Raw genomic sequence first — 21,374 nt, 5'->3', positions numbered from 1 at the left:
AGAAGTCGTACCAAGGAGACGCGAGCGAGGAGACGCGATGCCAGCGGCCACCGAGGACACCGCCGTGCTGCCCGAGCCGGATCGCGCCGATCTGCGGCTCGACCAGGTCCTCGCCGCATTGAGCGACCCGCTGCGCCTGGCCATGGTCCGCAGGCTCTTACTGGACTCCCCCGAGGACGACCGGCCCTGCTCCTGGTTCGGCATCGATCGGCCGAAATCCACACTGACGCACCATTTCCGGGTGCTGCGCGAGGCGGGCGTCACCCGGCAGCGGCGCTACGGACTCGAGCGCCGCAGCCAGGTGCGCGTCGCCGACCTCGAAGCGCGCTTCCCTGGCTTGCTCGACCTGGTCCGCGCCTGGGAACCCGAGAGCTGATTCCGATTTTTGGGGGCAGGACCCGGCGTCGCGGCCCTGTTACGGTCCGGGTATTCATTCCGAGTCCGGATGGCACGGGTCCGCGCGTTCGGACGTCTTCTCATGGAGTCCGCCATGACCTTCGCACCCCGCCGTATCCCCGACGCGACCCCGATCAGTACGGCCGAGACCGCCGCGACGTGGCGGGCACAATTGCTGGCCGACCGGAACCGGCTGCGCGGCGGGAGTTTCCGTGACGCCGCCGTCGCCCTGTGCGCGCTGGTCGCCGTGGCCGACGACGCGACCGCGGCGACCGGCCGCGCCACCGTCGCCGAGCTGGTCACGACCGATCCGGTCCTGCGCAATTTCCCGGTCGACGACTTGCGCGCCCTTTTCGAGGACAACTGCAATCGGCTGGCGAACGATCCGATCCGCGGTTGCGCGCACGTGCTGCGGCAGATCGCCAAAGCGGGCGGCAAGCCGGACGAGGCGGACGCGGTGATCCGCACCGGCATCCTGATCGGCGGCGAGGCCGGCGCCTGCGGCCCGGAAGCGACCGAGGCCGTGCGCGACGCCTGCCGGGCGCTGCGCCTGGCCCCGGAGCGCTTCGGCCTCTGAGCCACGGCGCGGACGTTAGGATTCGCCTATGCGTTCGATTGATGCCGCGCAGCGGCGCGCTCGGCTGGCGGTGCGGCACCGGTTGGCGATGCCGGAGCGCACCGGGCGGGTCGCGGAGATCGCCCGCTCGATGGTCGCGCTACACGCGACCGATCCGGCGACCGTGTACCTCTCCGTCGCGTCCCGTGCCGACGGGCTCACACCCTCCGACGTCGAACAGGCGCTCTACGAGGATCGTTCGCTGCTGCGAATGCTCGCCATGCGGCGCACCATGTTCGTCGTGCCGGTGGAATCGGTTCCGATTCTCCAGGCTTCGTGCGCGGACGCCCTGGCGCACAAGCAGCGGCGCACCTACGGCAAGTACCTGACGCAGGCGGGCATCGGAGACGGCGATACGGCTGGCTGGTGGGCCGAGGTCGAAGCCGAGACGCACAAAGCGTTGCTGGCCCGCGGCGCGGCGACCGGCGCGCAGCTGAGCAAGGACGTCCCGCGGTTGCGCACCCAGGTGAACACCGCACCGGACAAGGCGTATTCGAAGCCGACGAACATCACCACCTGGGTACTGGTGACGCTCGGCTGCGAGGGCCGCATCGTGCGCGGCAGGCCGAACGGCGGCTGGACCAGCAGCCAGTACACTTGGGCGCCGATCGAATCGTGGCTGCCGGACGGCGTTCCCGCCCTTCCCGCCGCCGAGGCCAGGGTGGAACTGGTCCGTCGCTGGTTGCGCGCCTTCGGTCCCGCGCCGGTATCCGACGTCAAGTGGTGGACGGGGTGGACGCTCGGCGAGGTGCGCGCGGCACTGGGCGCCCTGGATCTGGTGGAGGTCGACCTGGACGGAGCGACCGGCGTGCTCCTGGCCGACGACGTGGAGCCGGTCGCCGCGCCGGAGCCGTGGGCGGCGCTGCTGCCCGCCCTCGATCCGACCCCGATGGGCTGGCAGGCGCGGGAGTGGTACCTCGGCGCGCACGCACCCCGGGTGTTCGATAGCAACGGCAACATCGGACCCACGGTCTGGTGGGACGGACGCGTCGTCGGCGGCTGGGCGCAGCGCAAGGACGGCGAGATCGTCTACCGCCTGCTCGAAGACGTCGGCGCGGACGCCGAAACGCTGATCGCCGCGCAAGCCCAACGCGTCACCGACTGGTTCGGCGAGGTCCGCGCCATCCCACGGTTCCGGACACCGCTGGAACGCGAGCTCACCGCCTGAGCCAACGGGCGCCGGACAGCTCGGACGGCATGGAGATTCGCGCGACAGCGACCGAGCGGGCTGTTCGCGAACCCGCCCACCGCTACTCGACCGATACCGGCCCGCCCCCTACATGTCCAGCCCGAGGTCGAGCACCCGGACCGAGTGGGTGAGCGCGCCGACCGCGAGGTAGTCGACGCCGGTGCGGGCGTAGTCGGCCGCGACGTCGAGGCTCAGGCCGCCGGAGGACTCCAGTTTCGTCTGCGGGGATGCGGTGTTGCGGCGCTGGACGGCCGCCTGGGTCTGCCAGAGCGGGAAGTTGTCCAGCAGCACGAGTTCCACGTTCTCGGCGAGCACCGCGTCGAGTTGTTCGAGACTGTCGACCTCGACCTCGCAGGCGATGTCGGGTGCGGCGGCGCGGACCGCGCGCAGCGCCTCGACCACCGAACCGGCGGCGACCACGTGGTTGTCCTTGATCAGCGCGGCGTCGCCGAGACCCATGCGGTGGTTGACACCGCCACCGACCCGCACGGCGTATTTCTGCAGCCCGCGCAGTCCGGGCAGCGTCTTGCGGCTGTCGCGGATGCGGCAGCGGGTGCCTGCGACGGCGTCCACCCAGGCGGCCGTCGCCGTCGCGATGCCGGACAGATGACACACCAGGTTGAGCATGGTGCGCTCGGCGGTGAGCAGCTTGCGTGTCGGCGCGATCACCGTCAGCACGGGCTGTCCCGGCGACACCCGGGTGCCGTCGGCGACGCGATCGGTGATCTCGTACTCGCCCGCGCCGATCACCTCGTCGAGTACCAGCACACCGGCGTCGAGCCCGGCCACGGTCCCCGGTTCGCGCGACACCACCGACGCCTTGATCACCGCGTCCGCGGGCACGGTGGCCATGGTCGTGACGTCCGGGCCGTAGCGCAGGTCCTCGTCCAGCGCGGCGCGGATGAGGCGCAGCACCTCGTCGCGGTCCAGGGCGGCATCCAGAGCCATCGAAGTGTTCCTCTCTCGCCGAGCGGGGCGGTGGACAGCTCGCGGCGTGTCCGGCTCGGCGCGTGTGGTCAGGGAAGTGGTGCGTACTCGGGCACGCCGTCGTCGTTCAGCCGGATCGGGAGGCTGTGGCGGAGTTCGTCCACGGCGTCCGGGTGATCCGACCGGGTGTGACAGCCGCGGCTCTCGGTGCGGGCGAGCGCGGCCAGCAGCAGGGTGCGTGCCGCCAGGGTGAGCGCGGCGTCCTCGATTCCGGCGATCGGGTGTGCGGCGGCGGTCGGTCCGGGCGCCGCTGAGGTCGGCGCGCAGGGCGACGGTGTCGGAATGCGCGGGTCGCGGCGGACGGCCATGTCGTCGAGCCGCTTGAGCGCTTCGGCGAGGCCCGCGCGGTCGCGGACCACCGAGGCGTGCGTGGTCATCAGGCTCTGCACCACCGCACGGTCGGCGAGCTCGGCGGTGTGAGTGGAGATCTCGCTCACCCCGGCCCGCTCACCGAGCCGTTCGGCGGCGGCGGCCCCGGCGCGCTCGCCGACCACCAGTCCTTCCAGCAGGCTGTTGGACGCCAACCGGTTCGCCCCGTGCAAACCGGTGCGCGCGACCTCACCGGCCGCGTACAGGCCGGGAACTCCGGTACGGCCGTGGGTGTCGGTGACGACTCCCCCGCACTGGTAATGCGCGGCGGGCGCGACCGGGATGAGGTCTGTGCGCGGATCGATGCCCGTCGCCAGGCACGAGGCGGTGATCGTCGGAAATCGTTGCGCGAAACCGTCGATCGAGCGCGCGTCGAGGTAGACGTGCTCGGTGCCGAGCGCTCGCATGCGCGCGGCGATGGCACGGGAGACGACATCGCGGGGAGCCAGGTCGCCGCGCGGATGCACCCCCGCGGTCACCGAATTGCCTTCGGTGTCGACCAGTGTCGCGCCCTCGCCGCGCACCGCTTCGCTGATCAGCGGCCTGCGCCCCAGGCCGCCCGGGGTGTAGAGCACGGTCGGGTGGAACTGCACGAACTCCAGATCGGCGACGGCGGCACCGGCCCGAAGCCCGAGCGCGATGCCGTCCGCGGTGGCGCCCGGCGGATTGGTGCTCAGCGCGTACAACTGACCGAGGCCGCCGGTGGCCAGCAGCACGGCGGGCGCGTGGACGACGCCGAAGCCCTTCTCCGACACCGCGACCACACCTCGCACACCGTTCGGCCCGGTGACGATCTCACCGACCGCCGCGCCGAACAGCACCGGCAGGCCGGCCTCGTTCAGCGCCCGCTGCACCTCCGCGCCGGTGGCGTCGCCGCCCGCGTGGATGATCCGGCGGGTGCTGTGGCCCCCCTCGCGGGTCCGCGAGATCTGGCCGTCGCGGCCGAGGTCGAACACCGCGCCCAGGTCGGTCAGCGCGGCCACCGCGGCCTGGCCGCCCTCGACGATGGAACGCACGGCGTCCACCTCGCACAATCCGGCGCCCGCCTCGACGGTGTCGTACACGTGCGATTCGACCGAGTCACCGTGCGGCGCAACGACGGCGATGCCGCCTTGGGCGTACTGGGTGGACGTATCGGTCGGGCCACCCTTACTGAGCGTGAGCACCCGCAGGCCACGCAGCGAGGCGGTGCGCGCCGCGGTCAGTCCCGCGACGCCGCCGCCGATCACGACCAGATCGGCCTCGGCCTCCCAGTCGATCGAAACCCGGGTTGTCATCGGCCCGCGCCTCTCTGTCTCCCGATCCGCGAACGTTCCCCCGCGCGGACACGGTGGTCAGCGCCGTGGCCACCGTGTTCCGCCGGAGAACGACCCACCGCCCTACGGGCAGCGGTCGGACTCATTCACCGCCGCCGGGATTGCCGATCGCGATCATCCGCTGCACCGAATTGCGTCCCAGTGCGGCGGTTTCGGGATCGACGTGCACCTCGTCACGGCCTTCGACCAGGCAGCGCAGCAGCGCCGCCGGGGTGATCATCTTCATGTACTTGCACGACGCCCGGTCGTTCACGGCCTGGAAGTCGATGCCGGGGGCGGCCTTGCGCAGCTGGTGCAGCATGCCGACCTCGGTGGCCACCAGCACCTGACTCGACTTCGCCGCCTTGGCCGCGTCGATCATGCCTCCGGTGGACAGGATGTGCACCCGATCGGCCGGGAACGCGCCCTCGCCCGCCAGGTACAGCGCCGAGGTGGCGCATCCGCATTCGGGGTGCACGAACAGTTCCGCGTCCGGATGGGTGCGCGCCTGCTCGGTCAGCTCGTCGCCGTTGATGCCCGCGTGCACGTGGCACTCACCGGCCCAGATGTGCATGTTCGCGCGGCCGGTGACCCGCTTGACGTGCGCGCCGAGGAACTGGTCCGGCAGGAACAGCACCTCGCGGTCCGGGTCGATCGAGGCGACCACGTCCACCGCGTTGGACGAGGTGCAGCAGATGTCGGTGAGCGCCTTCACCTCGGCCGTGGTGTTGACGTAGGACACGACCATCGCGTTCGGGTGTTCGGCCTTCCACGCGCGCAGTTCGTCGGCCGTGATGGAATCGGCGAGCGAACATCCGGCGCGCTGGTCCGGGATGAGCACGGTCTTGGCCGGGCTGAGAATCTTGGCGGTCTCGGCCATGAAGTGCACGCCGCAGAACACGATGGTGTCCTCGGGCGCCTCCGCCGCGATCCGTGACAGCGCCAGCGAATCGCCGACGTGGTCGGCCACGTCCTGGATCTCCGGCAGCTGGTAGTTGTGCGCCAGGATCGTCGCGTTGCGCTCTCGAGCCAATCGCTTGACTTCCTGCGCCCACTCCGGCGTTGCCTCGACACCTGCGAACCCGGAGGGCCCGTCGAACACCTGCCCCATCAGCGGGGGCGCCAGTTTCGCACCCGTCGTCGCCATGGATGGCTCCCTTCCTCGTGCGGTCGGCCGCGCGCCGATTCGCACCAAACCAGGTTTTCGACTTACAATCGAAAACGTGGCCCATAGTAGCACCATCCACGAATCGCTCACCGCGGTGTTCCAGGTTCGCCGCTTCCCCAGCGGCATCGCCGCAGGTCACCGCCCCGTGGACCGCGCGGAGAGCATGCTGCGGCGTTGCCCGCCCGATCAGCGGACCGAACTCGCGGTGTTGCTGTGGGAACGGGCGCTCGACCCGCAGAAGGGCACCTGGTCGCTGCCCGGCGGCCGCCTGCGCGACGACGAGGATCTCGACACCTCCGCCCGCCGCCAGCTCGCCGAGAAGGTCGACGTGCGCGAGCTGAGCCATCTGGAACAGCTCTCGGTGTTCAGCGCCCCCGACCGGGTGCCGAGCCCGCGCCGCATCGCCTCGGCCTACCTCGGCCTCGTTCCGCTGACCGCCGACCCGCACCTGCCCTCGGACACCGCATGGCACCCGGTCTCGGCGCTGCCGGACATGTCCTTCGACCACCGCACGGTGGTCGACCACGCCCGCACCCGCCTCGCGGCGAAACTGTCCTACACCAATATCGCCTTCGCCCTCGCGCCGGACCGGTTCACGATGTCGACCTTGCGTGAAATCTACTGCGCGGCACTCGGATACGACGTCGACACGACCAACCTCCAACGAGTCCTCTCCCGCCGCGGGGTGATCACCCCCACCGGAGCCACCGCGGCCCCCGGCCGCGCGGGCGGACGCCCCGCCGCGGTCTACCGCTTCACCGACTCGGGCTTGCGCGTCACCGACGAATTCGCGGCACTGCGCCCGCCCGGCCCCTCCTGATCAACGGCGCCGCCATGAGGGGCATTTTCACACTGCACGGCTTTCGTGAACGAACCCGTCGTACCGCCGGCATATGGGTCAATGGTCGGTGGCCGCTTTCCGGTGCTTGTCCTGGCGGCGATACTGCCGCTTACTCCGCACCGGGCGCGCGGCGTTGCTGCGGCGCAAGGCATCTCGGCGTCGCCAAGCCGCTAGATCCGCGCGCTCCTGCGCGGCAGGAGGCGTCTCGGCCCCCGCTTCCCGTGCTCGATTCATCGCCCGCCTCCTCTCGATATCCGGGCGGCCACACTATCCCCGCTATCGGCCCACTTCCATTCATTTTCTCCGCGGAACAGGTCGGCCACGGCGGCGCCCGCGACCGCGGCCCGGATACGCCGGCCGGCGGAGGCCTCGCTCGCGATTTCCGCGCCGTCTGTCCGCCGTGGCCCAGCATCACGGCTTGGGACAGCCGATTCGGCCGGAATCGCTGGAGCGAGCGCGTCGGCCGCCCCCAAGGCCGGATCCGGCGTGTCACGCGCCGGGACCGGCGAAGTCCGCTTGTGTCGGTTAGCTCACAAACCAGGGCGCTCGGTGTCGCGCGGCCCCGGTTCATGGCAGTGTTGACCGTTGAGACCGGGCCATCGATGTGATTCGCTCGGCTCATCTACAGAAAAGAATGAAGTAAAGCAATGGCTCAAGGCAGTGTGAAGTGGTTTAACAGCGAAAAAGGCTTCGGCTTCATCGCGCAGGACGGCGGCGGCGCCGACGTCTTCGTTCATTACTCCGCCGTGTCCGGCTCGGGATTCAAGTCCCTTGAAGAGGGACAGCGCGTGGAGTTCGAGATCGGCCAAGGACAGAAGGGCCCGCAGGCTCAGGACGTCCGCGCGATCTGATCGACGTGGCTAGGTAGGAGCCCCGCGCCTCTAGAGGTGCGGGGCTTTTGCATGTGGTGGCGCGAGTTCCAGTTCGGCCACCACCAGCCCTCTGAAGGACCGTGACCGGTCAGGCGGTTTTCATCTGCGGGTCGGGGGGCGGGGCCTCGGTCCGCCGGGTCACCCGGGATGCGGCCCAGAAGGCCAGTTCCACCAACCAGAACAGCAGGAGGAAGACCGTCACCACGGTGACGGGTACCGCGAGGAAGAGCACCGAGGGAACGGCGACGACGATGAACCGGGCGACGTCGGCCGGGCCGGCGCCACGCAACCCGTGGGCCGCGCGGACGGCCGCCCACATCATCCAGCGGCGCGGCAGCGATACGCCGAGTTCGTGCAGACTCCGGCGGAAGATGCCGTCGGCGTCGGCGACACTCACCGTGTCCGAACCGAGCAGGTAGTCGTGCAGGATCGCGGCGCGGGTGTAGCTGCCGTAGCGCGGGATCAGCCAGACCAGCGCGCGCGGCACCGAGGCGAAATCGGTGCGGAAACCGGCGGGAACCACGAATTCCTCCGTCGCGCCGCGATAGACGAGGGGTTCGGCCACCCGCCAGAACTTGGCGTCGAGTTCTTCGACGACCGGCCCGCCACCGACAAAGGTCACGTCCTGTTCCTTCCGCGCGCTTCGTTCCCACCCACAGGGCCGGCTCGGAAGCCTTCCGTCGCCGCAGCTGCCCGCCGGGCGACGCGTCAGTACCGCGGACGGTACTCGGGTACCGAATACCCTTCCGCGGCAGGCTCGTAGCCACGATAGGGCAGCTGCGCCCCACTCGCAGCGTCACCGTAGGGCGGGAGGGAGCCGAAGGCCTCCTCCTCGTCGCGGGCGGCGCGGCGTCCGCTGCCGAGATCCTCGGATGTACTGAGCGCGGCGAGGAACAGCATGACGAACGACGCGATCAGCGGCTGCACGATGAACGCGAGCGCACTGCCCATTTCGACGGGCAACGTGACGATCTGCCCGACCGGCGGGTCGTGCGGGCGCGGATGCAGCCATTCGGCGACCTGCTCCCCCACCTGCGCCATCACCACCGCGCCGAGGCCGGAACCGACCAGCAGGCCCAGTTGCAGCAGCGGCCCGCGCGCCGAGCGCCACCGCCACACGGCGAGCGCGCAGAGCAGACCGAGCACCGCGCCCGCGAGCACGAACAACGCCAGGGCGTCGAATTGATGCGCGCTCTCACCGGTCAGCGCGACTCCGCGGCCCGGCTCGACCACCAGCAGCCGCTCGGTCGGCGCCAGCAGGCCCCATCCGGCACCGGCCAGCGCGCTCACCACCACCACGGCGACGGCGATCACCGTCGCCGCGCGCGCCTCACCCCGCAACGGCGACGCCACTAGCGGCGTTCCGATTCGGCCGAGTCGGTGACGCCGTGCCGCGAGCACTTGGCCCACCAGCCGTCCGGACTCACCTGCACGATCATGCGGCGACCGCACTGTTCGCAGAAGCGCGGCGGTTCCAGGCCCAGTGCGGCGGCGGCCGGGATCGCGTCGTCGAGACCCGGCACGATTCGCTTGCCGGTGAACGGGTTGTAGCGCTCGTCCATATTCATGACAGTACCCATGCTCGCCTGCCTCATCGTCGCAACCGAGCCGGGTCAGAGTGTTTCGTTGAGCGCCTTGATCGGCATCTTCAGCTCGCCGAGCAGATCCAGGTCCTGTTCGGCCGGGCGACCGAGGGTAGTCAGGTAGTTGCCGACGATGACGGCGTTGATGCCGCCCAGGATGCCCTGCTTGGCGCCGAGATCGCCCAGGGTGATCTCGCGGCCGCCCGCGAAGCGCAGCATGGTCCGCGGCAGCGCCAGCCGGAACGCGGCCACGGCGCGCAGCGCGTCGGAGGCGGGCAGCACCTCGAGGTCGCCGAACGGGGTACCCGGGCGCGGGTTGAGGAAGTTCAGCGGCACCTCGTCGGGCTCGAGTTCGGCCAGGTTCGCGGCGAACTCGGCGCGCTGCTCCAGCGTCTCGCCCATGCCGAGGATGCCGCCGCTACAGACCTCCATGCCCGCCGCACGGACCATGCGCAGGGTGTCCCAGCGCTCCTCCCAGCTGTGCGTGGTGACCACGTTCGGGAAGTAGGAGCGGGAGGTCTCCAGGTTGTGGTTGTAGCGGTGCACGCCCATCGCGGCCAGTTGGTCGACCTGCTCCTGGGTGAGCATGCCCAGCGAGCAGGCGACCTGGATGTCGACCTCGTTGCGGATCGCCTCGACGCCTGCGGCCACCTGGGCCATCAGGCGCTCGTCCGGGCCGCGTACGGCGGCCACGATGCAGAATTCGGTGGCGCCGGTCTTCGCGGTCTGCTTGGCGGCCTCGACCAGGCTCGGGATGTCCAGCCACGCGGCGCGCACCGGCGACTGGAACAGCCCCGACTGCGAGCAGAAGTGGCAGTCCTCGGGGCAGCCGCCGGTCTTGAGGCTGATGATGCCCTCGACCTCCACTTCGGGGCCGCACCACTTCATGCGCACCTCGTGGGCCAGGGCGAGCAACTCCTCCAGCCGGTCGTCACCCAGACGCAGCACCTCGAGGGTCTGCTCCTGGTTCAGCCCTTCCCCGCGTTCGAGCACCTGCTCGCGGGCGATCGACAGAATGGGCGACGTCCCGACCTGCGTCGGTCCTGGCGCAAGCGGCGACGTCCCGACCTGCGTCGGTCCTGGCGCAAGCGGCGACGTCCCGACCTGCGTCGGTCCTGGCGCAGCGGTGTCTGCGGGTGCCTGGGTCACTGCAACGCATCCCTTCGTTCGGCCGAGGTGGCCGTGCAACTTGAACGGTGTTCAGGCTAGGGTAGCGGTAGGAGTGAGTCAAAGCACGACGGGAAGGGCATCGAGTGCAGCTGCACCGGGCGGACGTGGTCGACGGCGCCATCGCGATTCTGGACCGATACGGCCTGGCCGACCTGACCATGCGCAGGCTGGCCGGTTCCCTCCAGGTCCAGCCGGGCGCGTTGTACTGGCACTTCCCCAACAAGCAGGCGCTGCTCGGCGCGGTCGCGGACAAGATCCTCGCGCCCATGGAGGACCCGATCCAGGCCGAGGAATGGGCCGGGCAGATCACCGAATTGGCCCACCGGATGCGCGACTGCCTGCTGGCCTATCGCGACGGCGCCGAATTGGTCTCGGCGACATACGCTTCCAGGCTCACCACGAGCAAGGGACGAGAACGACTGGTGAGCGCCACGATTCGCGCGGGCATGCCGCGCCAGGAGGCCGAACTCACAGCGTTCACGCTGCTCTACTACGTCCTCGGCGAGACCGTGGACGAGCAGTCGAGGATGCAGATGGACTCGGCGGGCGCCCTGCCCGACGGCGCGTCACCGCTGGAGGAAACCACGGACGCCACAGCCCGTTTCGACTTCGGTCTGCAACTGTTCGTGGCTGGCGTGCGGCACCTGCTCGGCACCCGCGTCCGCTGAGGCGGGGCGCGGCTCGCGGGTGCGCGTCCGGCGTCAGCGCAGGTGCGCGTTCAGGAAAGCCAGCGCGTCCGGAAGCGAAGCCAGGAACGCGCCGCTGTGGTCTCTGCCAGGGTATTCCTCGACCGTGACCCGTATCCCGGGATTGGCCTCCTGCAGGCGCCTCCCGTAATCGGCGGTGTCGGTGGGAAGCACATCGACGTCGTCGGTGCCGTAGCCGATCATGAGATCGCTGGTGAACCGGTCTTGCGGGTATCCGGCCAAGGCGGCGACGTCGTCGGCGAAGGTGGGCGTCGGCCGGTCGGGATCGGCGAACAGCGCCGCCGGTCGGCGGCCCTGCGCGCGTACGACCAGATCGGAAAGGCATTCCTGGGCGGCTTTCGCCACGAATTCCTTACCGAAATCGGAGAGATACGGCATGACGCTGCCGGGTCTCCATTCCTCCAGCGAGGCCAGGAAGTACGCCGCGTAGGCGATCTGGTTCTTCGAGCCGCTCGAGGTCGGCCGGAACATCTCCGGCAGGCTCTTGCTCGGGTCGGTGCGCAGACCGGTGACTACTACCCCGCTCAACCCCGTAGCGGAACCGCCTTTCTCGGCATTCGAGGCCGCCGCGCTCATCGCGGCGTGCGCCCCTTCCGACTGGCCGATCACCACCCATCTCCGCGACAGCGGAAAGGGAGTGTTGCGAATCGCCGCGACCGCGTCCGATATCGACGCTCCCTCGACGTTCGAGTTGTAGTAGCTGAACTGCCCTGCGGTGCCGAGCCCTTGATAGTCGGGAGCCAGCACCGCGTACCCGTCGGCCAGAATCCGATCGAAGTAGGCGGAATTCCGCGCGGACTGCGGGCGGCGCGACGGCGCGCAGGCATCGCCGATGCCCGCCGTCCCATGCGCCCACACCACCAGCGGCCACCCGCCCTGCGGCGGCAGTCCCGCGGGCAGATACAGCGCACCGGACGCCTGAGCGGGCATTCCGTGCTGATCGGTCGTGGTGTAGACGACCCCCAACGACACCGCAGCCGCGGCGAACGACCAGGCGGGATCGAGCAGTTCGATGCTGCTCGGCCGCCCGGTTTCGGGACCTTCCGCCGTCGCCGATGGCATCGCGACAGCGGCCGCGACGCAGATGCTCATCGCGGCGGCGGCAAGACCGTTCCGCCGAAGCAACCATGGGGACACGCCGCAGAACCATACCGACGCAGGCCGGGCAGCATCCCGATCGACACTCGCCAGTAGTGACAAATCCGCCGACCGGAGGTCGAAGCCCGCCGGCTAACCCGCCGACCGTCGCGGGCGTGTCGGCGGCCCCGCCGCGCCGGGGAACCAGCGGTGCATCGTGTACGCGCCCGCCGCGGCGGTGACCGCGAGCGCGACGGCCGCCCCGCCGAGGACGGTGAGGGCGCTGATCGCGCCGACCGCCAGCGGACCGGCGAACATGCCGATGTCGTGGGTGAGCCGCCAGGCGCCGAGGAATTCCGCGCGCTGCCCGTCGGGCGCGACGTCGGCGCCGACGGTCATGATCAGCCCGTTGCTCATTCCGTTGCCGAGCCCGAGCAGCACGGCGGCGCCGCCGAGACCCAGGACCGAGGAGGTGAACGGCAGCGCGCCGAAACCGAGGGCGAACAGGATCATCGACGGCACGCCGGTTGCGCGCCTGCCGTAGCGATCCAGCCACACGCCCGCCGGATAGGACATCGCCACGTCCACCGCGCCCGCGACGCCGAACACCAAGCTGGTCGCCGACGCGCTCGAGCCGATATGCGCCGCCCACAGCGGCAGCAGCGCCAGCCGGGCGGCTCGTGCCGCACCGACCAGCAACGCCGCGATGCCCAGTGTGCCGAGGGTTCTGCGGTGCTCGACCACGACCGCTCCCAGCGAATGCCGCGCCCCCGCCCCGCCCGCCGTCTCGGGTGATCGGATCGCCGCCATAGCCGCGCCGGAGATCACCGTGGTCACCAGTTGCAACCACAGCCCGCCGTTCGGGCCGAGCGAGTGCACCACGGCCGCACCGAGGAACGGCCCGCAGAAGAAGCCCAGCCGCATGGAACCGGCGAGTGTCGACATCGCACGCCCGAGGTCGCCCGCGGGCACCACGGCCACGAGGTAGGTCTGACGCGCCAGGCCCCACACCGCGCCCGCCGCGCCGCCCAGCAGCATCCCGAGCGCGAGCACCCCGACGTTCGGCGCGACGATCGCCGCGAAGACCCCGACCGCCCCGAGCACCGACCCCACCGCCAACGCGCCGCGTTCCCCGATCCGGGCGACCACCCGTCCCGCAGGCAGGTCGGTGAGCACCATGCCCAATCCGGACAGCGCGACGATGACCCCCGCCAGTCCGGCCGAAGCACCCAGGTCCAGCGCGCGCAGCGCGTACATCGGTGCCGCCGCGCCGGACCCGACGCCGTACACCACCATCGGCACGAACACGGTCCAGGTCAACGACCGCAACCGCATCGGCACCGCGACCTCGCCGACCAGGACGGACCGCTCACTCATCGCCGTGCCCCCGATCGGCGGGAACCGCCCCGCTGCTGCGAGGCCCCGCGCCGACCGGTCGTATGTCGCTCGCAACCGAACCTCGAAACAAGCCCGCAGCGGGTGCGTGCCGCGGATCGGATACCTTCGGCGAAGTCGACGCCGTCGGCTCGGAGCGTTGCAACACGTCCACCGGACACCCGGTGCAGGGTCACCACGCGACGCACCGATAGCTCAGTGGGACAATACTTTTCGTCCGCGTCGATCACCGCGTGAGCGCGGGCCGGCGGGCGAAGCGGCTGTCGGGGCGGGGCAAGCCGAAGTGGTCGCGCAAGGTGGTGCCGGTGTACTCGGTGCGGAACAGCCCGCGCTCCTGGAGGATCGGCACGACCGTTTCGGCGAAGACTTCCAATCCGCCCGGGTAGTACGGCGGCATCACATTGAAGCCGTCGGCGGCGCCGTTGCGGAACCATTCCTCGATGGTGTCGGCGACCTGTTCGGGGGTTCCGGCGAACACCCGGTGGCCGCGCGCACCGGCGAGGCGGTGCAGCAGGCCGCGCACGGTCGGGCGTTCGCGCTGCACGATGCCCGCGACGACCTGCAACCGGCTCTGGCCGTTGTCGGTCACATCGCCCGCCGCGTCGAACAAGTCGACCGGGATCGGCTCGTCCAGCGGCAGGTGCCGCAGGCTGATCCCGACGATGCCCTCCAGCTGCGCCAACCCGTATTCCGGCACGGTGAGCTCGTTGAACTCCCGTTCCAATCGCTTGGCCGCGGCCTCGGTGTCGGCGATGAACGGGCTGATCCCGGGCAGGACCTTGACGTGCTCGGGATCGCGCCCGAAACCGCGGGCCCGTTCCTTGATGTCGGCGTAGAACGCCTGCGCGTCGCCGAGCCGCTGATGCGCGGTGAAGATCGCCTCGGCGTACTTGCCCGCGAACGCCCGGCCGTCGTTCGACGCGCCCGCCTGCACCAGCACCGGGTAGCCCTGCGGGGTGCGCGGCGCGTTGAACGGCCCGCGCACCCGCAGGTATTCGCCCTCGAAGTCGATCGGATGGATCTTGTCCGGGTCGGCGTACACGCCGGAAGCCCGGTCGTCGACGATGGCGTCGTCCTCCCAGCTGTCCCACAGCGCGACCACAGCGTCCACGAATTCCCGTGCCCGCGCGTACCGTTCGGCGTGGTCGGGATGCTTGTCCAGGCCGAAGTTCGCCGCGGCGAGATCGGTTCCGGTGGTGACGATGTTCCAGCCCGCGCGGCCGCCGGAGATGTGATCCAGCGTGGAGAACAGCCTGGCCAGGTTGTAGGGCTCGTAGTACGTGGTCGAGGCGGTGGCGATGAGGCCGAGATGCGACGTGGCCGTGGCGATCGCGGTGAGCAGGGTGATCGGCTCCAGGCCGGAGGCCGCGTTGTGCCGAACATTGGTGCGCAGCGCGGGGCCGTCGGCGAAGAACACCGCGTCCAGCTTCGCCGCTTCGGCGGTGCGTCCGATCTCTTGGTAGTAGGCGACGTCGTAGATCCGCTCGGGGCTGCTCCACGGATGGCGCCAGGCGGCCTCGTGGTGGCCGGAGGGGTAGATGAAGGCGTTGAGGCTGAGTTGGCGCGGTGCGGTCGTCATGAGGCTTTCTTCTCGTCGGTAGGTGTGTTCGCGACGTCGACGCCCAGGCTGGCCAGCAGCAGGGATCGGTGTCGCAGGAACGCGGGATCGCCGTGGCGGCGTGGACGTTCCAGGTCGATGCGCTGGTCCACCGCGATGCGCCCGTCGTCGAGCACCAGGACGCGGTCGGCGAGCAGCACCGCCTCGTCCACGTCGTGGGTGACCAGCAGGACGGCGGGCCGATGTTTCGCGCACAGGTCTTGCAGCAGCGCGTGCATCTTGATCCGGGTGAGCGCGTCCAGCGCGCCGAACGGCTCGTCCGCCAGCAGGAGTTCGGGTTCGCGCACCAGCGAACGCGCCAGGGCCACGCGCTGTTGCTCGCCGCCGGACAGCTCCTTGGGCCAGGCTCCCTCCCGGCCGGCGAGCCCGACTTCGGCCAGCGCCGCGCGGCCGCGACCGGCCGCGTCCGGACCACCGAGACCGAGGGTCACGTTGTCCAGCACGCGCGCCCAGGGCAGCAACCGGGAGTCCTGGAACACCACGGAACGCTCGGTGGGCACGCTCAGCTCGCCGGATCCCGGCACGTCGTAGTCCAATTCGGCCAGCGCCCGCAGCAGGGTGCTCTTGCCCGACCCGCTGCGGCCGAGCAGTGCGACGAACTCGCCGCGGGCGATGTCGATATCGAGGTCGCGCAGCACCACGCGGTCGCCGAAGCCACGGCGCAGCCGCCGGGCGCGCACGACGTTCAGTCCGCGAGTGTCTGCCGCCATGACAGCGCCTTCCTTTCCGCCGCCCGCACCAGGATGTCGCCGAACAAGCCGAGCAGGCCGTAGATCACCAGGCCGACGACGATGATGTCGATCTGGCCGTAGGTGCGGGCCTGGGTCATCAGATAGCCGATGCCGCTGGTGGCGTTGACCTGTTCCACCACGACCAGCGCCAGCCACGAGATCGTGACGGCCAGCCGCAGGCCGGTGAAGAAGCCGGGCAGCGATCCGGGCAGCGCGATCCGCCGGACGAATCCCCACCGCGACAGCCCCACCGTCTGGGCGAGTTCCACGTACCTGGCGTCGACGCTGCGCAGGTGCGCGTGGGTGTTCAGATAGATCGGGATCGCCACGCTGGTGGTGATAACCACCAGCTTCATCTCCTCGCCGATGCCGAACCACACGATGAACAGCGGGATCAGCGCCAGGGTGGGAATGGCGCGCTTGATCTGGATCGGCCCGTCCACCAACGCTTCACCGACGCGGCTCAGCCCGGCCAGCAGCGCCAGCACCAGGCCGATCGCCACGCCGAGCCCGAGCCCGATCGCGGCGCGCTGCACGGAGGTCAGCAGATTGCTCTGCAGACGGCCGTCGGCGATCAGGTCACCGGCGGTCCCGGCGACCGTCCACGGTGCGGGCAGGGTTTCCGGATCCACTGTGCCCGTGGCGGAACCGGCCACCCACGCGGCGACAAGCAGCGCGGGTCCCACCGCGATACCGAACGGGATCGGGCGGCCCGGCCCTAGGCGCGGCCGGGCCGGTTTGCGTTTCGCCAGTATCGGCTGCGCGGAGCGGCCGAGGCCGATGCGGCGCAGCACCGCGACGTCCAGAGTGGCCATCAGCGCGCCTTCGGTTCGAACGACGCGCCGCTCTCGCTGACCGCCTGGGTGATCGCGGCGTCGAAGCGCAGGTCGAAACCGTCGGCCGCCCGCACCTTCTTGGGCAGTTCGCCCGCCTTGGCGATGGCGTCGATGGTGGACTGCTGGCGGTCGACGAGCTGCTGGTCCAGATGCGGGAAGACATAGGTGCCCAGCGAGTCCACGATGCGCCGGGCGTCGTCGGCGCTCACCTTCTGGTTCTCCACGTAGTACCGGCGCGCCCACTCCTCCGGGTGGGTGTTGGCCCACTGGTAGGCCCGGACGAACGCACCGACCAACGCGCGGGTGGCGGCCGCCTTCGCCGGATCCCGCACGACGGCGCGACGGGCATACAGGTAGGCGAGGCCGCCGTAGATGCCCGCGGTCTCGGAGTCGGGGACCAGCGAGGCGCCCGGTGTGCGCAGGAATCGGGTGACGTTCGGCTCGATCAGTGGCGCGACATCGACCTGGCCGGTGCGCACGGCATCGGGGAACTCGGCCAGCTGCAGCCGGATCAGCTGCACGTCGGAGGTGGTGAGCCCGGCCTTGTCGATGGCGCGCAGCACGGCGGCCTGCTGGGCCGTGCCCTCGGCGTAGGCGATCTTCCTGCCCTTCAGATCGGTGAGCTTCGACACCGACTTGCCCGGCGCCACCGCGAGTTTCAAGGCGGTGGTGCTGGTCTGGTAGGACGCGACGATCGGCACGTCCTGCCCCGCCACCAGTGCGTGGATCGGCGGGACGTCGCCGACCTGCGCGACGTCGGCGGCGCCCGCGCGGAACGCCTCCAGGATGGCGGGGCCGCCGACGAAGTTGGCGAACTCCACCTTGAACGGAAGCTTGTCGAGTTCTCCGGAGATGCGCAGGACGGACTGCAGGCGCTCGGACTGGTCGGCGACCACGAGGGTGGTCCCGGCGGGAATCTCGGTGGGCAGTGGTCCGTCGGCGGTGGGACCGACCGGCTCGTCGTCCTTCGCGCAGCCGGTGAGTCCGAGTGTCGCAACGGTTGCCACGGCGAGCAATGCGGCGGTCGTGCGGCCGCGGCGGCCGGACCGGAACGTACTTGGTCGGAACATAGGCGAATTACAGCAAGGGGAAACCGGCCGGGATACGGTTTGTCTCAGCCTGGTTCGAACCCCTCAGCGCGGCGGCGCGGCCACCATCGTGGACCGGACCTGCTGCTGGTAGCGCTGCAGGAACGGCAGAATCTGCTGCTCGATCACCGTGTTGTATTCCCGCGGGCGCTGCATCGGGTTGGCGTGCCCGGTGTTTCGCGCGAGCACCACCAGCAGCGTGCCGTCCACGCCGCCGGATTGTTCGATCAGCGCCCGGTGGGAGTACTCGACGTCGACCACGCGGTCGGCGCGCGCGTCGCGCGGCCGGATGAAGACGATGGCGGGTCGCGGCTTGTCGGCCACGGGCTGGGCCAGCGTGCGCAAGTCGTCGGTCGCGCCACCGGCCACGATCGCGGTGAACTGGGATTCGATCAGGCCGTTGCTCGCGGCGTCGCGCGAGACGATCTTGTCCCGCATCACTTCCGCCAATACCTCGCCGAGCTTGCCGAACTCGAGCCCGAGCGGCCCGTCACCGCGGTCGAGGAAACGGTCCCGGCGGGCATAGGTCTCGACGGCCAGCCGCAGGGCACGGCTTTCGCGGGCGCCGGGCAACCAGCCCATCCAGCGCAGCATGTCCTCCCCGCGACCGCGGCTCTCCGGACGGACCGCGTTCAAGTCCACCGGCGTGCAGTCCAGGATGACCCCGGCCAGCCTGCGGTCGCTGTCGCGGTGGATGTGCTCGGCGACCTCGAGGGCGATCACGCCACCCATGCTGTGGCCGACGAGCACGACGTTGCGCAGGCCGGACAGTTCGGCGGCGCGCACGATGAGGTCGGCGATCACCTTGGTGTCGATGCCCTGGTTGTCGTAGCGGATCGCCCACACCATGCCCATCCGGCGCAGCGCGGGCAGCGCGGCGGCGGTGTCGGTGGCGTCGAGCCCGCCGAGCCCGACCAGGTCCACCACGACGGTGTCCCAGTTCTGCGAGTCCACCGGCGGGGCGACGGGCAGGATGGCGGGCTCGGTGCGCGCCAGTCGCGCTTGTTCCGGCGCGACATCGTACTTCCAGTACTGCGCGAACACCACGAGTCCGGCCAGCAGCAGTGCGGTCACCCGAAGCAGCGTCACCTTGGTACGGCGCAACGTCTTCCACCCGTGCCCCAGGCTCGTGTCCCGCAGCCGAGCTCGGCGTCGCGCGTCGTCCCAGTCGGAGACGGTGGACGGGTGCCGGGCGTCCATCGGCGACATCCATCCCACTGTAGGCACGGGTGCGGAGGGTCGCCACGAACCCGCTACCGCTCAGCGTGCCACCGCGGGCACGGCCGCCGGTTTGCCCGACGAGACGCACCGACCGGGTCCTTGTCTTCGGGCGTGACGGCTTCCGGCCACTGCGCCGTACGCTGACTTCGACATCGGTGCCGCCCCCGGGGTCGTGCAGCGAGCAGGCGATGGTTTTGCTCAGCGGTCGCCGCAGGGTCGACGGGTTCGCACGAGATGATCTGCCTCACTGTTCCTACGGGACCAGCCGTGCGAACGACCGTGCGCGGTGGTCTTGCCGGTGCCGGCGGGTTCGTCGGAGGTATGTCACAACCGGTCCGGCTCGTCAGCGGAAAGGCGACCAGGCGGGATCGAACCACCCCGCGGCGGCGGCGGTGAATCGCGCGCGCTGCCAGCCGCCCGCGCCTTCGGGCACCGAGCCCACCAGGTCGACGCCGGTGACGCGGGGCAGATCGGTGCGGTTGCACTCGGCGGCGAGGTCCGGTTCGGCGGGCCAGGAGCCGATCACCAGGCCCGCGCACCGCACGCCCGCCGATCGCAGTGCGCGGGTGGTCAGTTCGGTGTGGTTGAGCGTGCCCAGCCCGGCGGCGGTGACCAGCAGGACGGGTGCGCCGAGTTTCTGGGCGAGGTCGAGCAAGGTGAAATCGCCCAGGCGCACCAGCAGTCCGCCCGCGCCCTCGACCAGGACCAGGTCGGCGTCCGCCAGGCAGTCGACGGCGGCGGCGGTGTCGGCGAGCGTCAGCTCCGGCAGCCCGGCGCGGCGGGCGGCGGTATCGGGCGCCAACGGGTCCGGGTAGCGGGCGAGTTCGACCGTCCTGGTGACGCCGGACAGTCGCTCGATCTCCGCGAGGTCACCCGGTTCGCCTGCCGCGACACCGGTCTGGCCCGGCTTGCACACCGCCACCGAACGACCGCTTGCCCGCGCCACGGCGGCGACGGCCGCGGTGACGACGGTCTTGCCGACGTCGGTGGAGGTTCCGGTGATCAGCAGGACGGTCACGCGGGCACCGCCTCACGCGCCTCCGCCAGCACCTCGCCGAGCACCGCCGCGATGGCGTCGAGTTCGGCCGCGGTGAGGTTCGCCCGCGCGGTAAGGCGCAGTCGCGATGTACCTTCCGGAACCGTCGGCGGACGGAAGCAACCCACGTCGAGCCCGCGCGCCCGGCAGGCCTGAGCGGCGTCGAAGGCCACCTGCGCCGGGCCGAGCACGACCGACACCACCGCCGACGGCGGCGTGGGCACCCCGGCGATCCGGGCGATGTCGGCGGCGCGGGCCAGCACCCGATCGGACAGCTCCGGTTCGGAGCGCAGCAGGCGCAGCGCGGCCCGCGCGGCGCCGACGGCGGCGGGCGCCAGACCGGTATCGAAGATGAACGTGCGCGCGGCATCGATGAGGTGGGCGCGCACCCGCGCGCTGGCCAGCACCACACCGCCCTGCGCGGCAAGGGATTTCGACAGCGTGGCGGTGATCACCAGGTCCGGCGCACCGGCCAGCCCGCTCTCGTGCACCAGCCCGCGTCCGCCCGCGCCGCGCACGCCGAGGCCGTGCGCCTCGTCCACCACGAGCACCGCCGCGTTGGCCCTGGTCACCCGGTGCAGTTCGGTCAGTGGCGCGAGATCGCCGTCGGCGCTGAACACCGAATCGGTGAGGACCAGCGCGCGTTCCTCGGTGCGCTCCCTCAGCAGCCGGTCCACCGCCGCGACGTCGCGATGCGGCGCGATCTCCACCCGGGCCCGCGACAGCCTGCACGCGTCCACCAGCGAGGCGTGACTACCGGCGTCGGAGATCACGAGCGAGCCGCGCCCGGCGAGCGCGGTGACCGCGCCCAGGTTGGCCGCGTACCCGGAGGCGAACACGAGTCCCGCTTCGGCGCCGACGAATTCGGCCAGCTCCGTCTCCAGCAGTTCGTGCTCCGCGGTGGTGCCGGTGACCAGGCGCGACCCGGTCGCCCCCGCGCCCCAGCGGCGCACCGCGTCGATGGCGCCTTCGATCACCTCGGGATGGCGGACCAGGCCCAGATAGTCGTTGGAGGCGAGGTCGATCGACGGCGCCTGTGCGGCGCGCGGACGCAGCTCGCGGCGCAGTCCCGCGGCCACGCGCGCGGACTCGCGTTCGTCCAACCAGCTCAGCGGATCGGTAGTCACAGCTCCGCAGCATACTTGAACGCTGTTCAGGACGCCCGCCCACCGCCCGCTG

Annotated in this window: 22 protein-coding genes; 6 read left to right on the top strand and 16 right to left on the bottom strand. The window is 70.7% G+C overall.

What is annotated here, in order from left to right; translation table 11 throughout:
- The first annotated feature begins 37 nt into the window (after positions 1-37).
- The 3 genes from ABZ803_RS22960 (at position 38) to ABZ803_RS22950 (ending at position 2,180) form a co-directional block, all read left to right on the top strand.
- Positions 38-376, top strand: a complete 339-nt coding sequence (locus tag ABZ803_RS22960; protein ID WP_357041614.1) for an ArsR family transcriptional regulator — start codon at positions 38-40, stop codon at positions 374-376.
- Between the two features lie 114 nt (positions 377-490).
- Positions 491-973, top strand: a complete 483-nt coding sequence (locus ABZ803_RS22955) for a TerB family tellurite resistance protein (RefSeq protein WP_357041611.1) — start codon at positions 491-493, stop codon at positions 971-973.
- A gap of 28 nt (positions 974-1,001) precedes the next feature.
- Positions 1,002-2,180 (top strand): winged helix DNA-binding domain-containing protein, encoded by a 1,179-nt coding sequence (locus tag ABZ803_RS22950; protein ID WP_357041608.1) that lies wholly within the window; start codon positions 1,002-1,004, stop codon positions 2,178-2,180.
- Between the two features lie 108 nt (positions 2,181-2,288).
- Here the strand turns inward: ABZ803_RS22950 and nadC are convergent, their stop codons facing one another.
- The 3 genes from nadC to nadA form a co-directional block, all read right to left on the bottom strand.
- Positions 2,289-3,149 (bottom strand): carboxylating nicotinate-nucleotide diphosphorylase, encoded by an 861-nt coding sequence (gene nadC, locus ABZ803_RS22945; protein ID WP_357041605.1) that lies wholly within the window; start codon positions 3,147-3,149, stop codon positions 2,289-2,291.
- A gap of 68 nt (positions 3,150-3,217) precedes the next feature.
- Positions 3,218-4,834, bottom strand: a complete 1,617-nt coding sequence (locus ABZ803_RS22940) for an L-aspartate oxidase (protein WP_357041602.1) — start codon at positions 4,832-4,834, stop codon at positions 3,218-3,220.
- Between the two features lie 121 nt (positions 4,835-4,955).
- The gene (nadA, locus tag ABZ803_RS22935) at positions 4,956-5,999 is read right to left on the bottom strand and encodes a quinolinate synthase NadA (protein ID WP_062970919.1); all 1,044 of its coding nucleotides are present in this window, start codon (positions 5,997-5,999) and stop codon (positions 4,956-4,958) included.
- Between the two features lie 76 nt (positions 6,000-6,075).
- Between nadA and ABZ803_RS22930 the strand changes: the two genes are divergently transcribed.
- Both ABZ803_RS22930 and ABZ803_RS22925 read left to right on the top strand, forming a co-directional pair.
- The gene (locus ABZ803_RS22930; protein WP_357041599.1) at positions 6,076-6,840 is read left to right on the top strand and encodes an NUDIX domain-containing protein; all 765 of its coding nucleotides are present in this window, start codon (positions 6,076-6,078) and stop codon (positions 6,838-6,840) included.
- A gap of 668 nt (positions 6,841-7,508) precedes the next feature.
- The gene (locus ABZ803_RS22925) at positions 7,509-7,712 is read left to right on the top strand and encodes a cold-shock protein (protein ID WP_040741190.1); all 204 of its coding nucleotides are present in this window, start codon (positions 7,509-7,511) and stop codon (positions 7,710-7,712) included.
- Between the two features lie 109 nt (positions 7,713-7,821).
- On the opposite strand, the gene ABZ803_RS22920 is transcribed toward ABZ803_RS22925, so the two are convergent.
- The 4 genes from ABZ803_RS22920 to bioB form a co-directional block, all read right to left on the bottom strand.
- Entirely contained in the window at positions 7,822-8,355 is a 534-nt protein-coding gene (locus ABZ803_RS22920; RefSeq protein WP_357041594.1) for a DUF1353 domain-containing protein, read from the bottom strand.
- Positions 8,356-8,441: 86 nt separating this feature from the next.
- Positions 8,442-9,086 (bottom strand): DUF2567 domain-containing protein, encoded by a 645-nt coding sequence (locus ABZ803_RS22915; RefSeq protein WP_357041591.1) that lies wholly within the window; start codon positions 9,084-9,086, stop codon positions 8,442-8,444.
- Positions 9,086-9,313 carry a hypothetical protein gene (locus ABZ803_RS22910; RefSeq protein WP_357041588.1) on the bottom strand — a complete coding sequence of 76 codons (228 nt, stop codon included), beginning with the start codon at positions 9,311-9,313 and terminating at the stop codon, positions 9,086-9,088. Before ABZ803_RS22910 ends, ABZ803_RS22915 begins: the two co-directional genes overlap by 1 nt.
- A gap of 33 nt (positions 9,314-9,346) precedes the next feature.
- Positions 9,347-10,333 (bottom strand): biotin synthase BioB, encoded by a 987-nt coding sequence (gene bioB, locus ABZ803_RS22905; RefSeq protein WP_040866012.1) that lies wholly within the window; start codon positions 10,331-10,333, stop codon positions 9,347-9,349.
- 236 nt (positions 10,334-10,569) lie between these two features.
- Here bioB and ABZ803_RS22900 point away from each other — a divergent pair, with 236 nt between their 5' ends.
- Complete coding sequence (locus ABZ803_RS22900) at positions 10,570-11,154, top strand: TetR/AcrR family transcriptional regulator C-terminal domain-containing protein (RefSeq protein ID WP_357041585.1); 585 nt, start codon at positions 10,570-10,572, stop codon at positions 11,152-11,154.
- A 33-nt stretch (positions 11,155-11,187) separates the two neighbouring features.
- Here the strand turns inward: ABZ803_RS22900 and ABZ803_RS22895 are convergent, their stop codons facing one another.
- The 9 genes from ABZ803_RS22895 to ABZ803_RS22855 all read right to left on the bottom strand — a co-directional run bounded on the left by ABZ803_RS22895 (position 11,188) and on the right by ABZ803_RS22855 (position 21,322).
- Positions 11,188-12,330, bottom strand: coding sequence for an alpha/beta fold hydrolase (locus ABZ803_RS22895; protein ID WP_357041582.1), 1,143 nt, complete (start codon positions 12,328-12,330; stop codon positions 11,188-11,190).
- 93 nt (positions 12,331-12,423) lie between these two features.
- Positions 12,424-13,647 carry an MFS transporter gene (locus ABZ803_RS22890; protein ID WP_357041579.1) on the bottom strand — a complete coding sequence of 408 codons (1,224 nt, stop codon included), beginning with the start codon at positions 13,645-13,647 and terminating at the stop codon, positions 12,424-12,426.
- Positions 13,648-13,891: 244 nt separating this feature from the next.
- The gene (locus ABZ803_RS22885; protein WP_357041576.1) at positions 13,892-15,244 is read right to left on the bottom strand and encodes an LLM class flavin-dependent oxidoreductase; all 1,353 of its coding nucleotides are present in this window, start codon (positions 15,242-15,244) and stop codon (positions 13,892-13,894) included.
- Entirely contained in the window at positions 15,241-15,993 is a 753-nt protein-coding gene (locus ABZ803_RS22880; RefSeq protein ID WP_357041573.1) for an ABC transporter ATP-binding protein, read from the bottom strand. Before ABZ803_RS22880 ends, ABZ803_RS22885 begins: the two co-directional genes overlap by 4 nt.
- Entirely contained in the window at positions 15,969-16,829 is an 861-nt protein-coding gene (locus tag ABZ803_RS22875) for an ABC transporter permease (RefSeq protein WP_357041570.1), read from the bottom strand. The genes ABZ803_RS22880 and ABZ803_RS22875 overlap by 25 nt, the downstream gene beginning before the upstream one ends.
- A complete protein-coding gene (locus ABZ803_RS22870; RefSeq protein WP_357041567.1) occupies positions 16,829-17,920 on the bottom strand; it encodes an ABC transporter substrate-binding protein in 1,092 nt (363 codons plus the stop codon). Before ABZ803_RS22870 ends, ABZ803_RS22875 begins: the two co-directional genes overlap by 1 nt.
- Positions 17,921-17,983: 63 nt before the next feature.
- A complete protein-coding gene (locus tag ABZ803_RS22865) occupies positions 17,984-19,147 on the bottom strand; it encodes an alpha/beta hydrolase (RefSeq protein WP_357041564.1) in 1,164 nt (387 codons plus the stop codon).
- Positions 19,148-19,502: 355 nt separating this feature from the next.
- Positions 19,503-20,177 carry a dethiobiotin synthase gene (bioD, locus tag ABZ803_RS22860; RefSeq protein WP_357041561.1) on the bottom strand — a complete coding sequence of 225 codons (675 nt, stop codon included), beginning with the start codon at positions 20,175-20,177 and terminating at the stop codon, positions 19,503-19,505.
- A complete protein-coding gene (locus ABZ803_RS22855) occupies positions 20,174-21,322 on the bottom strand; it encodes an 8-amino-7-oxononanoate synthase (protein WP_357041558.1) in 1,149 nt (382 codons plus the stop codon). Before ABZ803_RS22855 ends, bioD begins: the two co-directional genes overlap by 4 nt.
- Positions 21,323-21,374: the final 52 nt, after the last annotated feature.

This window comes from Nocardia sp. NPDC047648, assembly GCF_040642815.1.
Taxonomy (GTDB): Bacteria; Actinomycetota; Actinomycetes; order Mycobacteriales; family Mycobacteriaceae; genus Nocardia; species Nocardia gamkensis.
The sequence above is the reverse complement of the archived record's forward strand: the minus strand, read 5'-3'. Positions and strand labels throughout refer to the sequence as shown.